The organism is Rhizobium sp. RHZ02 (assembly GCF_014851575.1).
GTDB lineage: Bacteria > Pseudomonadota > Alphaproteobacteria > Rhizobiales > Rhizobiaceae > Rhizobium > Rhizobium altiplani.
On record NZ_JACUZX010000008.1, the window covers coordinates 152,580 to 174,569 of the forward strand.

Sequence of the window (21,990 nt, forward strand, 5' to 3'; positions counted from 1 at the left end):
GGGCCCTGAATGCTGATTTGGCTTGTCGAACTGTCGGAACACCTGAAATTCTTGAATCTGTTCAGGTACATTACCTTCCGCACGGGCGCCTCCCTGTTTACGTCCGCCTTCATTGTCTTCCTCTTTGGTCCGACGATCATCAACTCGCTGCGCATCCGCCAAGGCAAGGGGCAGCCGATCCGCGCCGACGGTCCGCAGACACACTTCAAGAAGGCAGGTACGCCGACCATGGGCGGCCTGATGATCCTCGCGGGTATCGTCGGGTCGTCGCTGCTATGGGCTGATCTTTCCAACGTCTACGTGGTTGCCACGCTGCTCGTCACCCTCGGTTTCGGCGCGATCGGCTTCTATGACGACTACCTGAAGGTCACCAAGCAAAGCCACAAGGGCTTCTCCGGCAAGGCGCGACTCGGCATCGAGTTCGTGATCGCAGGCATTGCCGTTTACTTCATGATGCGAACGGCGCTTGCATCCGGAACCGCGGGTTCGACCTTCGGCTCATCGATCGCGTTCCCGTTCTTCAAGGACTTCATGATCAACCTCGGCATCATGTTCGTCCTCTTCGGCGGCTTCGTGATCGTCGGTGCCGGCAATGCCGTGAACCTGACCGATGGTCTCGATGGGCTCGCCATCGTGCCGGTGATGATTGCCGCAGCATCCTTCGGGGTGATTGCGTATCTCGCGGGTAACGCCGTCTTTGCAAACTATCTGCAGATCAACTTCGTACCGGGCACCGGCGAGCTCTCGGTGGTGCTTGGGGCCGTCATCGGCGCCGGCCTCGGATTCCTCTGGTTCAACGCGCCGCCCGCCGCAATCTTCATGGGCGACACCGGCTCGCTGGCGCTTGGCGGCACGATCGGCACGGTTGCCGTCGCTACCAAGCATGAGATCGTCATGGCGATCATCGGTGGCCTGTTCGTGATGGAAACGCTCTCGGTCATCATCCAGGTTGGCTACTTCAAGATGACCGGCCGGCGCGTCTTCCTGATGGCGCCGATCCATCACCATTTCGAGAAGAAGGGCTGGACGGAAAGCCAGGTGGTGATCCGGTTCTGGATCATCGCGGTCGGTCTTGCCCTGCTTGGTCTCTCCACCCTGAAGCTGCGGTGAGGCGGCGATGATTCCCGTTACGACGCTATCAGGAAAGAAGGTCGCGCTATTCGGGCTCGGCGGTTCCGGCTTTGCCACGGCGCGCGCGCTGAAACTGGGCGGCGCCGAGGTGACCGCGTGGGATGATAATCCGGATAGCGTTACCAAAGCCGCCGCCGAGGGCATCCATACCGCCGATCTGCGCACCATCGACTGGAGCGCGCAGTCGCTTTTCGTGCTCTCACCGGGTGTGCCGCTGACGCATCCCAAGCCGCACTGGACCGTTGATCTTGCGCGTGCCGCCGGCGTCGATGTCGTCGGCGACGTCCAGCTCTTCGTGCGCGAGCGCCGGGCTCATGCGCCCGATTGCCCGTTCATTGCCATTACCGGTACCAACGGCAAGTCGACGACGACAGCGCTGATCGCGCATATCCTGAAGTCGAGCGGCCGCGATACGCAACTCGGCGGCAATATCGGGACGGCGGTGCTGACGCTCGACCCGCCGAAGGATGGACGTTTTTACGTCGTCGAATGCTCGTCCTACCAGATCGACCTCGCGCCGACGGTCAATCCGTCCGCCGGCATCCTGCTCAACCTGACGCCGGATCATCTCGATCGTCATGGCACGATGCAGCACTATGCCGACATCAAGGAGCGGCTGGTTGCCGGCAGTGACGTCGCCGTCATCGGCGTGGACGACAGCCACTGCCAGATGATCGCGGATCGTATCGAGCGGGCCGGCGGCAAGGTCATGCGCATTTCCCGCCGTCATGCACTTCCCTACGGCATCTACGCGGATGGAACGAAGCTCATCCAGGCCTCGGGAGGCGCAACAAAGTCGATTGCCGATCTCGACGGGATCCAGACGCTGCGCGGCAGCCACAACGCACAGAATGCCGCAGCGGCGCTTGCCGCATGCCTGGCCGTCGGCGTCTCCGAAGAAGAGATACGCGCCGGGCTCGCATCCTTTCCCGGCCTCAAGCACCGGATGCAGCCGGTCGGGCGTCGCGGCAACGTCGTCTTCGTCAACGACTCGAAGGCCACCAACGCCGATGCCGCGGCTCCGGCGTTGTCGAGCTACGACCGCATTTACTGGATCGCCGGCGGCTTGCCGAAAGCCGGAGGCATTACCTCACTGACGGGGTTCTTCCCGCGGATCGCCAAGGCCTATCTGATCGGCGAAGCCGCGGCCGAGTTTGCCGCGACACTCGGCGAGGCCGTGCCCTATGAGATTTCGGGGACGTTGGAGCGCGCCGTCGCTCATGCAGCTGCCGATGCCGAAAAGGACGAAAGCGGTCCTCTGGCCGTGCTGTTATCCCCGGCTTGCGCAAGCTTCGACCAATATAAGAACTTCGAAGTCAGGGGCGATGCATTTGTCAGCCATGTGGCAGCGCTCGACGGAATCACCATGCTGATCGATTCGGCAACAGGAGATAAATAACATGGTAAGCCGCGCGGAACGTGGGCCTCTGGCCGATTGGTTTTGGACCATCGACCGCTTCTTCCTGGCGATGTTCATCTTCCTGATGGGCATCGGCTTCATGCTGTCTTTCGCCGCGTCGCCCGCCGTCGCCGAGCGCATCGGGCTGGAGCCGTTCCACTTCGTCAAGCGCCATGCCGCTTTCATGATCCCGTCGCTCGCGGTGATGGTTGGCCTCTCCTTTCTGACGCCCCGCCAGGTGCGGCGAACGGCGATCATCCTGTTGATCGTCGCCCTTGGCATGATGTTGCTGGCGTTGTTTTTCGGTGTCGAGGTCAAAGGCTCCCGCCGCTGGGTCACGCTTGCCGGCATCTCTATCCAGCCCTCCGAATTCATGAAGCCGGCCTTTGTCGTCGTCTGTGCCTGGCTCTTTGCCGAGCATGCAAGGCAGCCGGAGATTCCGGGTAACCTGTTTGCCATCATACTTTTCGGCATTGTCGCTGCACTTCTGGTCGCGCAGCCCGACCTTGGGCAAACGATCCTGACGACGGCGGTGTGGGGCGGCATGTTCTTCATGGCCGGCATGCCGTGGATCTGGATCATCCTGCTCGGCGCAGGCGGTGTCGGCGGCCTTGTCAGCGCCTATTACATCTTCCCGCACGTGGCGCTGCGCATCGACAAGTTCCTGACCGGCGAAGGTGATACTTTTCAGATCGACACGGCACGCGAAGCCATCATTCGTGGCGATTGGTTCGGCCAGGGACCTGGCGAGGGCATCGTCAAGCGGATCATCCCCGACGCGCATACCGACTTCATCTTCTCGGTCGCGGCCGAAGAGTTCGGCATCGTCTTCTGCATGGCGCTCGTTGCGCTGTTTTCCGTCCTCGTGCTGCGCGGTCTCTCGCATGCCTACAAGGAGCGGAACGACTTCAACCGCTTTGCCGTCGCTGGCCTCGTGCTGCAGATCGGCATACAGTCGATCATCAACGTAGGCGTCAATCTCGAACTGCTACCGGCGAAAGGCATGACCCTGCCGCTGATTTCCTACGGCGGTTCGTCCATGGTCGCCATCTGCGTTACCGCGGGGTTCATTCTCGCGCTGACGCGTCACAGGCCGGAAAAACGTGCGCAGGATCGGAGCCTCTTCCGCGTCGCGCACGGAATGCCGGCGGAGTAATTGCTTATGAGTAAAGGCATTGTCCTGCTTGCCGCCGGGGGAACCGGCGGTCATGTGTTTCCTGCGGAGGCTCTGGCCTACAAGCTGAAGGAGCGCGGCTATTCCGTGCACCTGGTCACCGATAGCCGTGCCGAGCGTTATGCCGGCAAATTCCCGGCCGATGAGATTCATGTCGTGCCGTCGTCGACGATAGGCTCCAAGAATCCGGTCGCTGTCGCGCGCTCGCTGTGGACGCTGTGGACCGGAATGCGGGCTGCCAAGAAGCTTATCGCGCGTCTCAAGCCTGTGGTGGTCGTTGGCTTCGGCGGGTATCCCACCGTACCGCCGCTGCTCGCTGCAACGCGCCTCGGCGTGCCTGCGATGATCCACGAGCAGAACGCCGTGATGGGCCGCGCCAACAAGGCGCTGGCTAGCCGTATGCAGGCGATTGCAGGCGGGTTCCTGCCCGAAGGCGACGGCCAGTTTCCGAGCAAGACGGTGACAACGGGCAATCCGGTGCGACCGGCCATCATCGAGGCGGCGAAAGTGCCGTATTCTCCGTCCAATCCCGGTGAGCCTTTCAATCTCGTCGTCTTTGGCGGCAGCCAGGGCGCGCAGTATTTCTCCAAGGCGATGCCGACAGCCATCAGCTTGCTCGAGGACGGGCTTCGCGATCGCCTGCGCATCACCCAGCAAGTGCGTCCGGAAGATATGGGCATGTTGAGCGCTTGCGTCGCTCAATTGAAGATGGCTGCTGATACGGCGCCGTTCTTCAGCGACATGGCCGAACGACTTGCCGCGGCACATCTCGTCATCTGCCGTTCCGGTGCATCCACGGTTTCGGAGATTTCCGTGATCGGGCGGCCGGCAGTGCTTGTGCCTTACCCACATGCTTTGGACCACGATCAGGCGGCGAACGCGGCAGCGCTTGCGGCGACCGGCGGAGCCAAGGTCATTCCGCAGGCCGAGCTTTCGCCGGAGAAGATCGCTTCGATACTCACCCATGCGATGAACGATCCGGAAAAGCTCGCCCGGATGGCCGCTGCAGCCAGGCAAGCGGGTAAACCCGACGCTGCGAACTTGCTTGCCGACATGGTAGAGGCTATTGCGGCACGACGTACAATTGCAGAGTTCAAGGGGAAACGCGCATGAAAATGCCGAAGGCCATCGGCCTCGTTCATTTCATCGGCATCGGCGGCATCGGCATGAGCGGCATTGCCGAGGTGCTCCACAATCTCGGTCACCGCGTGCAGGGATCGGATCAGGCCGACAGCGCCAACGTGCAACGCTTGCGTGACAAGGGCATCGAAGTCTTCGTCGGCCACAAGGCAGAAAACCTCGGTGACGCCGAAGTGGTGGTCGTCTCGACTGCGATCAAGAAGAACAACCCCGAGCTTGTCGCGGCGCGTGAAAAGCTGCTGCCGGTCGTTCGCCGGGCGGAGATGCTTGCCGAATTGATGCGGTTCCGCAATGCGATCGCGATCGGCGGTACGCATGGCAAGACCACAACCACGTCGCTGGTGGCAACGCTGTTGGAGGCAGGCGGTCTCGACCCTACCGTCATCAACGGCGGTATCATCAATGCCTATGGCACCAACGCTCGCATGGGTGAGGGTGAGTGGATGGTGGTGGAGGCCGACGAGTCCGACGGCACGTTCCTGAAGCTTCCCGCCGACGTTGCCGTCATCACTAACATCGACCCCGAGCATCTGGACCACTACGGCAATTTCGATGCGGTTCGCGGCGCATTCCGCCAGTTCGTCGAGAACGTGCCGTTCTACGGCTTCGGCGTGCTGTGCCTCGACCATCCGGAAGTCCAGGCGCTCGTCGGCCGGATCGAGGACCGCAAGATCGTTACCTATGGCGAGAATCCGCAGGCCGACGTTCGTTTCATGAATGTCCGTGTCGAGGGTCCGCGCTCGATCTTCGACGTAGAGATCCGCCGCCGGAGAACCGGGCAGGTGATCAGGCTCGACAATCTCGTGATGCCGATGCCCGGACGGCACAACATATCCAATGCCACCGCCGCGATCGCGGTTGCCAATCGCCTCGGTATGTCCAGCGAGGACATTGCCAAGGGACTGGCCTCCTTCGGCGGCGTCAAGCGCCGCTTCACGCTGACCGGCGAATGGAATGGCGTCCAGATCTTCGACGACTACGGCCACCATCCTGTCGAGATCAAAGCCGTGCTGCGCGCTGCGCGCGAAGCCTGCAAGGGTCGCGTGATCGCAGTTCATCAGCCGCATCGCTATTCGCGGCTATCCAGCCTCTTCGAGGAGTTCGCGTCTTGCTTCAACGATGCGGACAGCATTTTCCTCGCGCCTGTCTATGCGGCGGGTGAGGATCCGATCGAAGGGGTGAATTCCGAGGCACTCGTATCCCGGATCAAATCGGGCGGTCACCGCGATGCCCGCTTCCTGCCTTCCCAAGAGCTTTTGCCTGAAATGGTCGCAGAGATTGCAAAGCCGGGGGATTTTGTGGTTCTGTTGGGGGCTGGGAGTATCACATACTGGGCGGCAGCGTTGCCCAAGCAATTGGAAAGCCTTTCGGGAATATCTGCATGAAACAGGTGAATGGGGAAAAGCTTCTTGCGTCGCTCGGCGACGGTGTAAAGAACATCCGCGGTAGGATCACGCCGGATGCGCCGATGGACCGCGTCACGTGGTTCCACGCTGGCGGTCTGGCCGAGTTGATGTTCCAGCCGCATGATGAGGACGACCTGATTGCTTTCCTCAAGCTTTTGCCGGAGGAAGTCCCGGTCACCGTCGTTGGCGTCGGATCGAACATCCTGGTTCGTGACGGCGGCATTCCCGGCGTGGTGTTGCGGCTTTCGGCAAAGGGCTTCGGCGCCGTCGAGCTTGCGGGCGAGAACCGCATACGCGCTGGTGCGATCTGCCCCGATAAGCATGTCGCAGCCATGGCTATGGACAACGGCATCGGCGGCTTCCATTTCTACTACGGTATTCCCGGCAGCATTGGTGGCGCAGCGCGCATGAACGCCGGCGCCAACGGCGGGGAGACGCGCGAGCGGCTCGTCGAGGTGAATGCGGTTGATCGCAAGGGCAACAAGCTTGTCCTGTCGAACGCGGATATGGGCTATTCCTACCGTCATTCATCGGTGCCGAGCGATCTGATTTTCACCTCGGTGCTCTTCGAAGGGTACAGCGAGGACCGCGCCAAGATCCGGGCCGAGATGGATGCCGTGCGCAGTCATCGTGAAACGGTCCAGCCGATCCGCGAGAAGACCGGCGGCTCGACCTTCAAGAATCCGGACGGCCATTCCGCCTGGAAGCTCATCGACGAAGCGGGATGCCGCGGGCTGGTGATCGGTGGCGCCCAGATGTCGTCGCTTCATTGCAATTTCATGATCAACATGGGGCAGGCGACGGGATATGATCTCGAATATCTCGGCGAACAGGTCCGTCGCGAAGTCTTCGAAAAATCCGGTATCAAGCTCGAGTGGGAAATCAAGCGTCTCGGCGTCTTCATGCCAGGACGTGAGGTTCGTCCTTTCCAAGGCGTAACCAACGAGTAACGTTAGGTGAGGCGTTTGCTGAAGGCGGTGGAGAAAGTTACGCCGCCCCTGTCGTCACTGGCTTCGCCGATCGCTACATCCATCGTGTTGCTTGTCACCCGGACAAGGCAGAAGCCGCCCATGAAGGCGGCTTTTGCTTTGAAAACGTCCAGCTTGCCGACCCGATAGGCCATCGGCGTGTTGTGCTCGTGGCCGTGGAAAATACCGATTACGTTGTAGCCTTCGAGGGTTGCGAGGAGTTCCTGACGTTCCGATTCACCCCACCAGTGGGGCGCACCGCTTCCTCTTAACGTGAATGTCTTCATTTCAGGATTCCAGCGCTCGAGGGAAAACCGGTCCCATCCATAGTGCTGGAAGATGACCACCGGGCGGCCATCGGACGCATAGGTCTCGAGATCGCGTTTCATCCAATCGAGGCTGCTCGCTGAACCTCTTGTGTTGTCCCAGCGTAACGCTGCGCCTGAATCAGATGCAGGCCACCCCAATTCCAGGAGTAGTTGTCCGATGCTTCGTCGTAGTTGTCGACAGGCACCAGCGGCTTGAAGAAGACGCTCGGCTTGTGGTTCATCTGCACGTAATCACGCAGTTCGTCGCGGTACCAATCGATTTGCGGCGGGCGCCCGTCCTGATCGAGATCGTGGTTGCCGAGCCCAACATAGACGGGAAAGTGCACGTGGTCGGCACCGCGTCCTTGCTGGTAGCGTTGAGAAGACTCCAGTAGCTGCGACCCTTCTGCGAACTCCGCAGTCTGGCCGCCGCCATCATCGGTCACATCGCCACACACGGTAATGCCCTGCGGCCTCGCAATCGGCTGACCGGCGAGCAGAAGGCCGCTCGGCTCCCCTGCGATCTCAGTGGGCCATGCCTGGTGGTGAATGCCGTTGAGCGCAAGAATGTGACGGAGCAGGTTTGCGTCGGTCTTGCCTTCACACTGGCAGTTGGGACTTAGCCCGTCTCCGAAGCGGCACGCATGGACGTCGTTGATGACAAGGAAGGTGACATTGATCGGCGGGACGCTGGCCGGCTCGCAATGGACGGCAGTGTCAGCGAGATTCCGGCGCCTACACTTTGTGCCAGCAGTGATCGTCGTGTCAGCATCCCGGCTCTCCCCGTTTTCGAGAATCTAGGGGCAAGGCGTTAGCCGGCAACAATGAAAAGGGCCGCGGCAGTTTCCCGTCGCGGCCCTTCGAACTGGACTGTTTTCGTGATCAGACTTCGTTGCGGCCGGAGGCCAGAATGCAGATCAAGGTGATGACGGCAGAAAGACCGAGATAGTAGCCGACATATTGCATGCCGTAGTTTGCCTGCAGCCAAGTGGCAATGTAGGGCGCCAGCGAAGCGCCGAAGATGCCGGCAAGGTTGAAGGTGATCGACGAGCCGGTATAGCGCACGGCAGTCGGGAAGGGCGCAGCAAGCGCCGTGCCGATCAGACCGTAAGTCATGCCCATCAGCGCCATGGAGACGATCGCGAACACAACAATGCTGCCTTCGCCGCCGGTCATCAGACCGGGCAGGAAGAACGAGAAGATACCGATCAGCAAGGTGGTGAGGATCAGCATCTCGCGGCGGCCGAAGCGCTCGGCGAGTTTGCCTGATATCGGGATGAAGATACCGAAGGCGACGGAACCGACGATCTGGATCTTAAGCGCGTCCGGGAACGGGATCTTCAGGACCTTGACATTGTAAGACAGAAGGTAAGCCGAGCCGATGTAGAACAGCACGAAAGTGGCGAGCGCCACGAAGGTGCCGAGGAACAGGCTGCGCTTGTGCTTGCGGAAGAGTTCGGCAACCGGGACTGCAACGCGCTCCTGCTTGTCAATCGCCTTCTGGAACGCCGGCGTTTCGGTGATCGAGAGACGAACCCAGAGACCGATGGCGATCAGCAGAATCGAAGAGATGAACGGCACGCGCCAGCCCCAACTCAGCAGATCATCTTGCGACATGACCTGCAGCAGCAGCCAGAAGATGCCCGAGGAGAGGAACAGGCCGACCGGCGCGCCGAGCTGCGGGAACATGCCGTACCAGCTGCGCTTGCCTTCCGGTGCATTCTCGGTGGCGAGCAGCACGGCGCCGCCCCATTCACCGCCTAGGCCAAAGCCCTGGCCGAAGCGGCAGAGCGCGAGCAGCAGCGGCGCGAGAACGCCAATCGACTCGTAGGAGGGCAGAAGACCGATCACGACCGTCGAAATGCCCATGGTGAGCAGGGCGGCGACGAGCGTCGTCTTGCGGCCGATTCTGTCGCCGAAATGGCCGAAGACTACGGCGCCCAGTGGACGGGCGAAGAAGGCGATCGAGAAGGTTGCAAAGGAAGCAAGCAGGGCCGTGGTCGGATCACTGTTCGGGAAGAACAGCGTCGGGAAGATCAGCACGGCGGCTGTGGCGTAAACGTAAAAATCGAAGAATTCGATCGTGGTGCCGACAAGGCTCGCGATCAGAACACGCGCCGGCGAGTTGACTTGCGCATTGTTCGATAAAGCGGGCGTCGGCGATACTCTGGATATCGCGTCTGACATTTTCATTCCAATTGGGATTACACCGGTGCCCTTGGGAGGCAGACGGCTCTTAACGCAATTTTAATTCGGCGCAAATGCCCACCGAGTAACAAACGCAAAAAAAAATTAGTACGCTTTGCATTTTTCCGACGATTCGGCGCTTCTGGGTGGCCGAACCTCAAAGTTGACGGGCGGAAAAGCCATCGAACTGGTGCGAATTCCTGATGGGATGCTGCACGAAAGCCGCCGTTGTCGTGGGGTTTTCTGAACGTTGCACGGCCTTCCTCCGGAGGGGCGTTCGAGGCAAAAATTAACGAAAGTAAACACTTCATTAACCATAATCAGGCTCTAATACACCTGCGTCACCGAGCGAGATTCGGACGGGAAACAAGCTTGGTGCAAGCGTCGAAATTCACAGTGCAGGTTATTTTTGGGGGTGTTGATGAGTCGCAAGCATGTCGCTGTCCTGATGGGCGGGTTTTCCTCGGAGAGGCCGGTAAGCCTTTCCTCCGGGACGGCGTGCGCGGACGCTCTCGAGGCTGAGGGCTTCCAGGTGACGCGGATTGACGTCGATCGCGATGTGTCTGCCAAGCTTGCTGCCTTGCGGCCCGATGTCGTCTTCAATGCGCTGCACGGCCCCTATGGCGAGGATGGCACGATCCAGGGCGTCCTCGAATATCTTGAGATTCCCTATACGCACTCCGGCGTGCTTGCGTCAGCGCTCGCCATGGACAAGGAGAAGGCCAAGGGCGTTGCAGCTGCTGTCGGCATTCCGGTTGCTCAATCCGAGGTGATCAATCGATTCGCCTTTCCGGCGGAGCACCCGATGAAACCTCCCTACGTCGTGAAGCCTGTGCGCGAGGGTTCCAGCTTCGGCGTAGTGATCGTTCAGGAAGATCAATCCCATCCTCCGCAAATCATCAGCTCTCCGGAATGGCGCTATGGCGAGCAGGTTCTTGTCGAGCGCTACATCTACGGTCGAGAGCTGACCTGCGGTGTGATGGGCGATCAAGTGCTCGGCGTCACCGAAATCGTGCCGGTCGGGCATGGCTTCTACGACTACGATGCCAAGTACGTGGCAGGTGGATCGAAACACGTCATTCCGGCGGAAATTTCACCGAATATTTACCAAAAAATACAATCATTGGCGTTAAGGGCGCATCAAGCAATTGGTTGCCGTGGCGTGAGTCGCTCCGACTTTCGTTACGACGATCGCTTCTCCGAAGATGGTGAAATCATCTGGCTGGAAATCAATACTCAGCCAGGCATGACTCCAACCTCCCTGGTGCCCGAAATGGCCGGTCATGCCGGCTACACGTTTGGTGAATTTCTCCGTTGGATGGTGGAGGACGCTTCTTGTTCTCGGTGACGGTCAAAAGAATAGGGCGCCCAAGTCATCAGGCGGAGCTCTCGTTTCCCGAGGGTGATGGTCGGTTGGTTCTGCCGCGCCCGCTGCGTCGCGTTGTGCGCTTTCTTGTCAGCCTCGGGAGTGGCCGCATCCATATTCCGGCTCACGTTGGGACGGTATCCGCCTTGGCATTCTTTGCGGCGACGGGTCTCTACGGCATGTCGCTCGGTGGTCACACCGAAGCGGTTGCGCAGGCGACGACGACGGCTGCAGGCTTTGCGATTGATGACGTGAAGGTGTCCGGCAATTCCGAGACCTCCGAAATCGAGATCCTGCAGTTGTTGGGGCTGGACGGTACGACCTCGCTCGTGGCGCTCGATGTCGATGCCGCGCGTCAGAAGATCGCGAAACTTCCCTGGGTCGAGAATGTCGAAGTTCGCAAGGTCTATCCGAAGACGATCGAGGTAAAGCTCACGGAGCGACAGGCTTACGCCATCTGGCAGCATGGTCAGGAACTCTCTCTCGTGGAGAAGGGTGGCTCGGTCATCGCTCCGCTTCGTGACAATAAGTTTTCGCAGTTGCCGCTGGTGGTTGGTCGCGGTGCTGAAGTTGCCGCAACCTCGCTCGAAACCGAATTTGCGAAGTGGCCGGAGATCAGGGCGCGGGTAAAGGCCTACGTCTGGGTGTCGGGTCGCCGCTGGGATCTGCACATGGACAACGGCGTTGCGGTGAAGTTGCCGGAAGACGATGTCGATCTGGCTCTGGCGCGGCTGTCGAAGTTCATGAAGGAGCAGGACCTTCTGGAGCGCGACATCGCTGCGGTCGATCTCAGGCTCACCGACCGCACGGCAATTCAGTTGACGCCGGAAGCCATGGCGCGCCGGCAACTTGTGCTTGATCAGCGGACCAAGGATTTGAAGAAGGCGGGGCAAAATATATGAGCTTGTTCGGTTCGTCCCATTTCGGATTGCCGCGCCTGAAGCCGCTTTCGTCGAAGCGGTCCCACGTCGTTTCGGTGCTCGACATCGGATCGACGAAGGTCGTCTGCATGATCGGCCGCCTGACGCCTCGCGAGGAAAGCCAGGTGCTGCCCGGCCGCACGCACAACATTGAAATCATTGGGATTGGCCACCAGCGTTCGCGCGGCATCAAGACCGGCGCGATTTCCGACCTCGATGCGCTGGAAAGCGTGATTCGCCTTGCTGTCGATGCCGCCGAGCGCATGGCCGGCCTGACGGTCGAAAGCCTGATCGTTAACGTCACGGCCGGTCGTCTGACGAGCGATATCTACACCGCAACCATCGATCTCGGTGGCCAGGAAGTCGAACTGAACGACCTCAAGAAGGTTCTGTCGGCAGCCTGCCAGCAGTCGCTGCGCCAGGATCGTGCCGTGCTGCATTCGCTGGCAACCGGCTTCTCGCTCGACGGCGAACGCGGTATCCGAGATCCCTTGTCGATGTACGGTGACGTTCTCGGCGTCGACATGCACGTCGTCACCGCTGAGCGTACCGCGCTTAAAAATCTCGAGCTCAGCGTCAATCGCGCTCACCTCTCGGTTGAGGGAATCGTTGCGACGCCGTATGCTTCCGGTCTGGCAGCTCTCGTCGACGATGAAGTCGAGCTGGGCTGCGCGGCGATCGATATGGGGGGCGGAACGACGACGATTTCGGTCTTTGCAGAAGGTAAGCTGGTGCACACGGATGCCGTCAGCCTCGGCGGCCATCACGTCACTACGGACCTCGCCCGCGGCCTTTCGACCCGTATCGAAGATGCCGAGCGCCTCAAGGTCGTTCATGCTTCCGCAATGCCGAACTCCTCGGACGAGCGCGAGTTGATCTCGATCCCGCCGATCGGCGAAGACGAACGCGACCTGCCGACGCAAGTGCCGCGCGCTTTGGTATCGCGCATTGTCAGCGCCCGTATCGAGGAAACCATGGAATTGATCCGCGACCGCATCCAGCGCTCGGGCTTCAGCCCGATCGTCGGCAAGCGCGTCGTGCTGACGGGTGGTGCGAGCCAGCTGACCGGCCTTGCCGAAGTTGCGCGTCGCATTCTTGCCCGCAACGTCAGAATCGGTCGTCCGATGGGCGTCTCGGGCCTGCCGACTGCAGCGAAGGGCCCAGCCTTTTCGACGGCCGTCGGTCTGATGATCTATCCGCAGGTCGCGGACCAGGAAACACATGCGTCACAGAGCGGTCTGCTCATGTCGCTTGGGGGAAATACCAGCCGCTTTGCCCGCATGGGGCAGTGGTTGAAAGAGAGCTTCTGACAATTGAGTGAATTGGCCGGCGTGGCGATGCGGCCATAAAGAGAAGGAACGGTAACATGACTATCAAGCTGCAAAAGCCGGATATCACTGAGCTTAAGCCGCGTATCACCGTGTTCGGTGTTGGCGGCGGCGGCGGCAACGCTGTCAACAACATGATCTCCGCTGGCCTCCAGGGCGTCGACTTCGTCGTTGCCAACACGGATGCCCAGGCCCTGACGATGACCAAGGCGGAGCGCATCATCCAGCTCGGCGCCAACGTCACTGAAGGTCTCGGTGCTGGTTCGCAGCCGGAAGTCGGCCGTGCCGCAGCCGAAGAGTGCATCGATGAAATCATCGATCACCTGAACGGTACGCACATGTGCTTCGTCACCGCCGGCATGGGCGGCGGCACCGGCACCGGCGCTGCTCCTGTTGTCGCTCAGGCGGCTCGAAACAAGGGCATCCTCACGGTCGGCGTCGTTACCAAGCCTTTCCACTTCGAGGGCGGTCGCCGCATGCGTCTGGCCGAAGCCGGAATCGAAGAGCTGCAGAAGTCGGTCGACACGCTGATCGTCATTCCGAACCAGAACCTCTTCCGCATTGCCAACGACAAGACGACCTTTGCCGACGCTTTCGCGATGGCTGACCAGGTACTCTACTCCGGCGTTGCCTGCATCACCGACCTGATGGTGAAGGAAGGTCTCATCAACCTCGACTTCGCCGACGTCCGTTCGGTCATGCGCGAAATGGGCCGCGCGATGATGGGCACCGGCGAAGCATCCGGCCAGGGCCGCGCGATGCAGGCTGCCGAAGCTGCAATCGCCAACCCACTGCTCGACGAAACGTCGATGAAGGGCGCACAGGGCCTGCTGATCTCGATCACCGGCGGTCGCGACCTGACCCTCTTCGAAGTCGACGAAGCTGCGACCCGCATCCGCGAGGAAGTCGATCCGGACGCGAACATCATCCTCGGCGCGACGTTCGACGAGTCGCTCGAAGGCATCATCCGCGTTTCCGTTGTTGCTACCGGTATCGATCGTGCGATCAATGCCGCGGCAGGAAAGACCTTCCAGCCGGCAGCGAAGCCGATCGTGCGTCCTTCCGCGGCCGTTGCTCCGGCTCCGGCCGCTGTTCAGCCTGCACCTGTCATGCAGCAGGCACCCAAGCCCGTCGACTCGGTTGCACAGGCAATCCGCACGGCCGAGGCCGAGATGGAACGCGAGCTCGAGATCCACGCTCCGCGTGCTGCAGCTCCGGTGCAGCAGCCGGCAATGTTGCAGGAGACCTTCCGCCCACAGAGCAAGATCTTCGCTGCTCCGGAAGCCGCTCCCGTCATTCGCCCCGCCCCGGTTCAGCAGGCTCCCGTTCACGCGCCTGTTATCAGCCAGCCGGCTCCGCAGCCGGTCATGAGCCAGCCGGCTCCGGTCATGCAGCAGCCGATGGCCGCCCAGCAGGCCGTTCGCATGCCGAAGGTGGAAGACTTTCCGCCGGTCGTGCAGGCCGAGATCGACCGTCGCTCGCAGCCGGCCGCTCCGTCTCACGCCCACGAAGAGCGTGGCCCGATGGGGCTCCTGAAGCGGATCACCAACTCACTTGGTCGCCGCGAAGAGGAAGTTGCGCCAGAGATGACCTCGGCTCCGGCTGCGGCATCGCAGCAGCGCCGACCGCTTTCTCCAGAAGCCAGCCTCTATGCGCCGCGTCGCGGAAATCTCGACGATCAGGGCCGAAGCGTTCCGCAAGCTCGCATGATGCAGGAAGACGATCAGCTTGAAATTCCTGCGTTCCTGCGCCGCCAGTCGAACTGAGGCAAGGGTCAGAATCGCCACAAGGATGCCCGGGAGTACGCTCCCGGGCATTGCCGTTTCAAAGCTCTGAATTCGACACGAATTGCGGTGTTATTTCAAAGGCATGCTTTCGTAACAATGCGAAAGAAACAGTGATTTGGATTGGAACCCGGGCGCACGTATGTATGTGCTCAAGGAACCGTCTTCTTGCGCTTTGTCGCGGGGCTCTGACGGAGTGAAATGACCCCTGGCGGATGGTTCGGCATGTTAGCCGATGCGGATTACCAGGGATAATAAAGGCAAAAATTTATGGTTATTGGCATGTTGGGTTTTCAGACGACAGTATCGCGCCCGATTACGCTCTCGGGCATCGGCGTTCATTCCGGTGCTGACGTTTCGATTACCTTCAACCCGGCAGAAGCTGACACAGGCGTTGTCTTCAATCGCATGCACGACAACGGCGAGGTTTCCGAATATCGTGCCGTGTCTTCTCAGGTCGGCAATACAGATCTCTGCACCGTTCTTGGTTTCTCGCCGGCGCGCTCGGTCGCGACGATCGAGCATGTCATGGCCGCTGTCTACGCGCTTGGTCTCGACAACGTCCTGATCGAAGTTCACGGTTCCGAAATGCCCATCATGGATGGCAGCTCGATGCCCTTTATCGAGGCGATCGAACAGGTTGGCCTGGTATCGCTTGGCGTCAAGCGCCGCTACATCCGCGTCACCAAGCCGGTTCGCATCGAGCATGGTGGTTCGTGGAGCGAGTTCCGTCCCTATGACGGCATGCGCTTTGAGGTTGAGATCGATTTCGACTGCCCGCTGATCGGCCGACAGAAGTGGGAAGGCGACATGACGGCTGCGACGTTCAAGTCCGAGCTGTCGCGTGCCCGTACCTTCGGCTTCATGCGCGATGTCGAGCGTCTTTGGGCCTCCGGCCACGCGCTTGGTTCGTCGCTTGAGAATTCGGTCGTCATATCGGACGACAACACCGTTATCAACGTCGAAGGCCTGCGCTACGCCAAGGACGAGTTCGTGCGCCACAAGGCGCTCGATGCGGTTGGCGACCTGGCGCTCGCCGGTGCTCCTTTCATCGGCTGCTATCGGTCCTACCGCGGCGGTCACAAGATGAATGCTAATGCTCTCAAGGCGTTGCTCAGCGACCCGACCGCCTATGAGGTTGTCGAGACCTCTGCGCCGCGCCAGCGTGTTGCGGCTCGGGATTTCATCCGGGTCAACGCGCCGGAATTTGCTCCCTGGTCGGCATGACCTCCATCGCATTTATTAGGCCAGGGCCGCCTCCTTCGAGAGGCGGTTTCTTTATGGGGAGCAGGCCGGCGATGATTCCCCGATAGATGTGCTGCCGCAGATGCTTAGTAGCACCAGATGCAGCATTCGCAGTGTAAAACCGGCGTTTATCGCCTGCATCGCCACAAAAATGCGTTAATGCATCATCATTGCGTTGCTCTGGCTCCACATTTGTGGCTAGAAACGCCAGCAAGGCGTGGCTGCCGTTGAGGGATGGCGGCGTTGGGATATTCCGATGGGTTATGCAGGGTCTGATAGTATGATGAAGACAGCGCGCGCTTTGTTCGCATCGCTCTTGGTGCTGAGCGCAGGTGCCTTAGTTTCCGGATGCCAGTCGGACCCCGATATCGATATCACCAAGCTCGGCCTGGAGAACGATCCGCCGGATGTCCTCTATACGCAGGGCCTCGCCAACATGAAGGCCGGTAACATGGCCGAGGCGGCGCGCAAGTTCGACGCAATCGACCGCGAAAACCCGTTCTCAGAATGGGCGCGAAAGGCGCTCGTGATGAGCACCTTCGTCAAGTATCGCCAGGGCCGTCTGGACGACGCTCTCGCTTCGGGCAACCGCTATATGGCGCAGTATCCGAAGTCGAAGGACGCTCCCTACGTGCAGTATCTGATCGGTCTGACCTATTCGAAGCAGATCGTGGACGTCACGCAGGACCAGCGCGCGGCCGCCAAGACCGTCGAGGCCATGCAGGCTGTCATCGACAACTATCCGGATTCGGAATACGTCGACGACGCGCAGGCGAAAATCCGCTTCGCACGCGATCAGATGGCAGGCAAGGAAATGCAGGTCGGCCGTTACTACATGGAGCGCAAGGAATACCTGGCGGCGATCTCACGCTTCCGCACGGTTGTCGAGAAATATCCGAATACCAACCAGATCGAAGAAGCGCTTGCGCGCCTTGTCGAAGCCTATTACGCAATGGGCATCGTCGAGGAAGCACAGACGGCAGCCGCGGTTCTCGGCCACAACTATCCTGACAGTCAGTGGTATGCGGACTCCTTCAAGCTGCTGAAGAGTGGTGGCACCGAGCCGCGTGAAAACCCCGGTTCGTGGATTGCTGCCGCAGGCAAGAAACTCCTGCTCGGTACCTGAGGCCAATGCTGATCCAGCTTTCGATCCGCGATATCGTCCTGATCGAGCGGCTGGATCTCGCCTTCGAGACCGGCCTCTCGGTGCTGACCGGGGAGACCGGCGCTGGCAAATCCATCCTGCTCGATAGCCTGTCGCTCGCGCTTGGCGGGCGCGGAGATGGCGGTCTTGTTCGCCACGGCGAGGACAAGGGGCAGGTTACGGCTGTGTTCGACGTCGGCGCGGACCACAGCGCCCGCAAGCTGCTGCGCGAAAACGGCATCGATGATGACGGCGATCTTATCTTCCGCCGTGTCCAGAACGCTGATGGCCGTACCAAGGCTTACGTCAACGACCAGCCGCTCAGCGTTCAGCTCATGCGCCAGGTCGGGCAGATGCTGGTCGAGATTCATGGCCAGCACGACGATCGCGCCTTGGTCGATGCGCATGCGCACCGGATCCTGCTCGACGCTTTCGCAGGCGTGAACGAAGATGCTGCCGGAGTCTCCAATCTGTACCGCATCTGGCGCGATACCGAGCGGACGCTCAAGAAGCAGCGCGAAAAGGTGGCGAACGCTGCTCGTGAGGCCGACTACCTCCGCGCTTCCGTAGAGGAGCTCGAGAAGCTTTCACCGCAAGACGGAGAAGAGGACGAGCTCGCCGATCGTCGCCAGAAGATGATGAAGGCCGAGCGGATCGCCGGCGATATCGCCGAGGCTTCCGAATTCCTCAACGGCAATGCTTCCCCCGTGCCACATATCGCCTCGCTGGTGCGCAGGCTGGAGCGCAAGAGCCACGAGGCGCCGGGCTTGCTGGAAGATACGGTGGCGCTTCTGGATGCCGCTCTGGACCAGCTCTCCAATGCGCAGATGGAAGTCGAGGCTGCGCTGAGGAAGACGGAATACGATCCGAAGGAGCTGGAGCGTGTGGAGGAACGCCTGTTTGCCTTGCGCGCTGCCTCCCGCAAATACTCCGTTCCGGTGATCGAACTGCCAGCGCTGGCGGTTCGCATGATCAGCGATCTTGCCGACGTCGATGCCGGCGAGGAAAAGCTTGCCAAGCTTGAGGCCGAGGTCGGTGTTGGCAAGGCAAACTACAACGCAGCGGCGCGCACGCTTTCCGACAAGCGTCATCATGCCGGAGACGCCTTGGCTGCTGCTGTGATGGCGGAGCTGCCGGCGCTGAAGCTTGAGCGCGCGCGCTTCATGGTGGAGATCACCACCAATCCTGATGACGCGACCTCGGAGGGTATCGACGTGGTGGAGTTCCACGTCCAGACCAACCCGGGCACACGTCCTGGTTCGATTATGAAGGTAGCTTCCGGCGGCGAGCTTTCGCGCTTCCTGCTCGCCCTGAAGGTTGCGCTTGCCGATCGCGGTTCTGCGCCGACGCTCGTCTTCGACGAAATCGATACCGGCGTCGGTGGTGCGGTTGCGGATGCGATCGGTCAGCGGCTGAAGCGGCTCTCCGACCGGGTGCAGGTGCTGTCGGTCACACATGCGCCGCAGGTCGCCGCGCGTGCGGCGACGCACCTGCTGATTTCGAAAGGACCGGCCGCCGAAGGCTCGGAGAAGATCGCGACTCGCGTCGCGACGATGGCGCCTGGCGACCGGACGGAAGAAATCGCACGCATGCTGGCGGGTGCGTCGGTGACGGAAGAGGCGAGGGCGGCGGCGGCCCGGCTGCTGGCCGGGAACGGCTGATTTCCTAATCGCCGAATTGGGGAGAGGGCGAACGATGACCTCTCGCTCTCTTTCAATCCATTCATTTTGCTCTAAAACCGACTCCAGATTCCGTGGAGCGAGAGCCGTATGTCGACCGAAGCCATAGCCGTTGATGCCCTGACGATCGAAGATGCCGCCGCCGAGCTTGAGTGGCTCGCCAAGGAGATCGCCCGCAACGACGAGCTTTATCACGGCGAGGATCGCCCGGCGATTTCCGATGCCGAGTATGATGCACTGAAGCGTCGCAACGACGCGATCGAGGCGCGCTTTCCGGAACTCATTCGCGAGGACAGTCCGTCGCGGCGTGTCGGTATCGCGCCTTCGGTAACGTTCGCGCCCGTTGTGCATGCACGGCCGATGCTATCGCTCGACAACACGTTCTCGCAGGAGGACGTGCAGGACTTCGTGGCGAGCGTCTATCGCTTCCTCGGCCGTCTGCCGGACCAGTCGATTGCCTTTACCGCGGAGCCGAAGATCGACGGCCTCTCTATGTCGATTCGCTATGAGAACGGCAGGATGGTGAGCGCTGCAACGCGCGGCGACGGCACGACCGGCGAAAACGTCACGGCCAACATCCGCACGATCAAGGAAATTCCCCAGACGCTGCCGGCGGGGGCACCAGCAGTCGTCGAGGTGCGCGGCGAGGTCTACATGGCCAAGAGCGACTTCCTGGCGCTCAATAAGCAGATGGAAGCCGAGGGGAAGCAGCCCTACGTCAATCCGCGCAATACGGCAGCCGGATCGCTGCGGCAGCTCGACGCCAAGGTGACTGCGAGCCGCAAGTTGAAGTTCTTCGCCTATGCCTGGGGTGAGATATCCGACATGCCCTCCGACACACAGTTTGGTATGGTCGAGGTATTCAAGAGCTGGGGCTTTCCGGTCAATCCCCTGATGAAGCGGTTGAATTCCGTCGCCGATATTTTAGCCCACTACGACGAGATCGGCCTGAAGCGACCGGACCTGGACTATGATATCGACGGTGTCGTCTACAAGGTCGACAGCCTGGATCTGCAGCAACGGCTCGGATTCCGCTCCCGCAGTCCGCGCTGGGCGACGGCACATAAGTTCCCGGCCGAGCAGGCTTTCACGACTGTCGAGAACATCGATATCCAGGTGGGCCGCACCGGCGCCCTGACGCCGGTTGCACGGCTGACGCCAATTACCGTCGGCGGCGTCGTCGTAACCAATGCGACCCTGCATAACGCCGATTACATCGAAGGCATCGGGAACTCGGGCGAACGCATCCGCGACGTCGGGCACGACATTCGGATCGGTGACACGGTCATCGTGCAGCGGGCCGGAGACGTTATCCCGCAGGTGCTCGATGTTGTCATGGAGAAGCGCCCCGCTGATGCCGCCCGCTATGAATTCCCGCAAAAATGCCCGGTCTGCGGCAGCCATGCGGTGCGGGAGAAGAACGAAAAGACAGGCAAGCTCGACTCCGTAACGCGCTGCACCGGCGGCTTCATTTGCCGTGCGCAGGCCACCGAGCATCTGAAGCACTTTGTTTCGCGCAATGCCTTCGATATCGAGGGCCTGGGATCGAAGCAGGTCGACTTCTTCTTCGAGAGCGACGATCCGGCGCTGCAGATCCGTAACGCGCCAGATATTTTCACGCTTGAGAAGCGGCAGGCCGGTTCGCTGACAAAGCTTGAAAATATCGAAGGTTTCGGCAAGGTCAGCGTCGGAAAGCTCTATACGGCGATCAACGAGCGGCGGAGCATCGCGCTGCACCGGTTCATTTACGCGCTCGGCATCCGGCACGTCGGCGAGACGACAGCCAAGCTCCTGGCACGCTCCTACGGCACCTATGCCGACTTCGAAGCAGCGATGAAAGCTGCCGCGCCGCTCTCGGGCGATGCCTGGAACGACCTCAACGCCATCGAAGGCATCGGTGAGATCGTCGCGCGCGGGATCGTTGAATTCTACAAGGAACCGCGCAATGTCGAGGTGATCTCGCGACTGCTCGCCGAACTGAATGACGGGACGCCCTTGCCCGCAGAGAAGGTTGCTGCTGCAGACAGCCCAGTCGCCGGCAAGACTGTGGTCTTCACCGGTTCGCTGGAGAAGTTCACGCGCGATGAAGCCAAGGCGCGGGCTGAAAGCCTCGGCGCTAAGGTCGCAGGCTCGGTGTCAAAGAAAACCGACATCGTGGTTGCAGGACCAGGCGCAGGCTCGAAACTCGACAAGGCACGCGAACTCGGTGTCCAGACGATGGACGAGGACGAGTGGCTGGCCCTGATCAGCGGATGAGGGATCGGCTGTCACCGACCTCGGAGCGTTCCTCTACCGCTTGATGCGCGCCATCGCGTAAGCATCGACGTAGCTGCCGGCGCGGAAGGCGAAAGCACGGAGTATACCTTCCTCTTCGAAACCAAATTTCCTGTAAAGGGCGAGGGCGGCTTCGTTGTCGGTGTAAACAGTCAATTCCAGGCGCATGATGTTCAGCCAGTTGTCGGCGGCATCGATGACGGCCGCGAGCATCGCGCTGCCGATGCCGCGACCGGTAAAGTCGTCATGCACGCCCATGCCGATGCTGGCGACGTGATTGCGGCGGCCGTGGTAACGGGTCATGCCGATGTCGCCGACGATCTGCTCGTCGATAATTGCAACCAGACGCATTGCATCCGGATTGCTGTTTTCGACATGGCGGCGGGTCTCTTCAATGCTCTGGTAGGGTGGACGCAAGGTACCGGCGCGGAAGCCCGGCAGATTGACCAGCGCCGTCAATGCCTCGGTGTCGGACGGACGGATGGCTCGGATCGACAGTCCGGCGGGTATTTCTCTGGGGTTTGGATTCTTCTGCAT

Annotated in this window: 16 protein-coding genes and 1 pseudogene; 14 read left to right on the forward strand and 3 right to left on the reverse strand. The window is 60.8% G+C overall.

Going from position 1 to position 21,990, the window contains the following annotated elements:
- The first annotated feature begins 9 nt into the window (after positions 1-9).
- Genes mraY through murB form a run of 6 tightly spaced genes read left to right on the forward strand, consistent with a single transcriptional unit; the run spans position 10 to position 7,200 of the window.
- Positions 10-1,110 (forward strand): phospho-N-acetylmuramoyl-pentapeptide-transferase, encoded by a 1,101-nt coding sequence (gene mraY / locus IB244_RS15125; RefSeq protein ID WP_018858321.1) that lies wholly within the window; start codon positions 10-12, stop codon positions 1,108-1,110.
- Between the two features lie 7 nt (positions 1,111-1,117).
- Positions 1,118-2,530: a UDP-N-acetylmuramoyl-L-alanine--D-glutamate ligase gene (murD, locus tag IB244_RS15130; RefSeq protein ID WP_018858322.1), complete on the forward strand. Its 1,413-nt coding sequence runs from the start codon at positions 1,118-1,120 to the stop codon at positions 2,528-2,530.
- Between the two features lies 1 nt (position 2,531).
- A complete protein-coding gene (gene ftsW / locus IB244_RS15135; protein ID WP_018858323.1) occupies positions 2,532-3,686 on the forward strand; it encodes a putative lipid II flippase FtsW in 1,155 nt (384 codons plus the stop codon).
- 6 nt (positions 3,687-3,692) lie between these two features.
- Positions 3,693-4,817, forward strand: coding sequence for an undecaprenyldiphospho-muramoylpentapeptide beta-N-acetylglucosaminyltransferase (gene murG / locus IB244_RS15140; RefSeq protein WP_113471580.1), 1,125 nt, complete (start codon positions 3,693-3,695; stop codon positions 4,815-4,817).
- Positions 4,814-6,229, forward strand: a complete 1,416-nt coding sequence (gene murC, locus IB244_RS15145; protein WP_113471581.1) for a UDP-N-acetylmuramate--L-alanine ligase — start codon at positions 4,814-4,816, stop codon at positions 6,227-6,229. Before murG ends, murC begins: the two co-directional genes overlap by 4 nt.
- The gene (gene murB, locus IB244_RS15150) at positions 6,226-7,200 is read left to right on the forward strand and encodes a UDP-N-acetylmuramate dehydrogenase (protein ID WP_018858326.1); all 975 of its coding nucleotides are present in this window, start codon (positions 6,226-6,228) and stop codon (positions 7,198-7,200) included. The genes murC and murB overlap by 4 nt, the downstream gene beginning before the upstream one ends.
- 2 nt (positions 7,201-7,202) lie before the next feature.
- Here the strand turns inward: murB and IB244_RS15155 are convergent.
- Both IB244_RS15155 and IB244_RS15160 read right to left on the reverse strand, forming a co-directional pair.
- Positions 7,203-8,298 (reverse strand): annotated as a pseudogene (locus tag IB244_RS15155) (metallophosphoesterase).
- 110 nt (positions 8,299-8,408) lie between these two features.
- Positions 8,409-9,713, reverse strand: a complete 1,305-nt coding sequence (locus IB244_RS15160) for an MFS transporter (RefSeq protein WP_018858327.1) — start codon at positions 9,711-9,713, stop codon at positions 8,409-8,411.
- A gap of 421 nt (positions 9,714-10,134) precedes the next feature.
- Between IB244_RS15160 and IB244_RS15165 the strand changes: the two genes are divergently transcribed.
- The 8 genes from IB244_RS15165 (at position 10,135) to ligA (ending at position 21,435) form a co-directional block, all read left to right on the forward strand.
- Positions 10,135-11,061, forward strand: a complete 927-nt coding sequence (locus IB244_RS15165; RefSeq protein ID WP_018858328.1) for a D-alanine--D-alanine ligase — start codon at positions 10,135-10,137, stop codon at positions 11,059-11,061.
- The gene (locus tag IB244_RS15170) at positions 11,049-11,981 is read left to right on the forward strand and encodes a cell division protein FtsQ/DivIB (RefSeq protein ID WP_026371941.1); all 933 of its coding nucleotides are present in this window, start codon (positions 11,049-11,051) and stop codon (positions 11,979-11,981) included. Before IB244_RS15165 ends, IB244_RS15170 begins: the two co-directional genes overlap by 13 nt.
- Positions 11,978-13,309, forward strand: a complete 1,332-nt coding sequence (gene ftsA, locus IB244_RS15175) for a cell division protein FtsA (protein ID WP_018858330.1) — start codon at positions 11,978-11,980, stop codon at positions 13,307-13,309. The genes IB244_RS15170 and ftsA overlap by 4 nt, the downstream gene beginning before the upstream one ends.
- Positions 13,310-13,365: 56 nt before the next feature.
- Positions 13,366-15,093, forward strand: a complete 1,728-nt coding sequence (ftsZ, locus tag IB244_RS15180) for a cell division protein FtsZ (RefSeq protein WP_192304701.1) — start codon at positions 13,366-13,368, stop codon at positions 15,091-15,093.
- A 288-nt stretch (positions 15,094-15,381) separates the two neighbouring features.
- The gene (lpxC, locus tag IB244_RS15185) at positions 15,382-16,338 is read left to right on the forward strand and encodes a UDP-3-O-acyl-N-acetylglucosamine deacetylase (protein ID WP_018858332.1); all 957 of its coding nucleotides are present in this window, start codon (positions 15,382-15,384) and stop codon (positions 16,336-16,338) included.
- Between the two features lie 274 nt (positions 16,339-16,612).
- Positions 16,613-17,482, forward strand: a complete 870-nt coding sequence (locus IB244_RS15190; RefSeq protein WP_026371942.1) for an outer membrane protein assembly factor BamD — start codon at positions 16,613-16,615, stop codon at positions 17,480-17,482.
- 5 nt (positions 17,483-17,487) lie between these two features.
- Entirely contained in the window at positions 17,488-19,161 is a 1,674-nt protein-coding gene (gene recN / locus IB244_RS15195; protein ID WP_018858334.1) for a DNA repair protein RecN, read from the forward strand.
- 108 nt (positions 19,162-19,269) lie between these two features.
- Positions 19,270-21,435, forward strand: a complete 2,166-nt coding sequence (gene ligA / locus IB244_RS15200) for an NAD-dependent DNA ligase LigA (protein ID WP_192304703.1) — start codon at positions 19,270-19,272, stop codon at positions 21,433-21,435.
- A gap of 33 nt (positions 21,436-21,468) precedes the next feature.
- Here ligA and IB244_RS15205 read toward each other — a convergent pair whose 3' ends face one another.
- The gene (locus IB244_RS15205) at positions 21,469-21,990 is read right to left on the reverse strand and encodes a GNAT family N-acetyltransferase (protein ID WP_018858336.1); all 522 of its coding nucleotides are present in this window, start codon (positions 21,988-21,990) and stop codon (positions 21,469-21,471) included.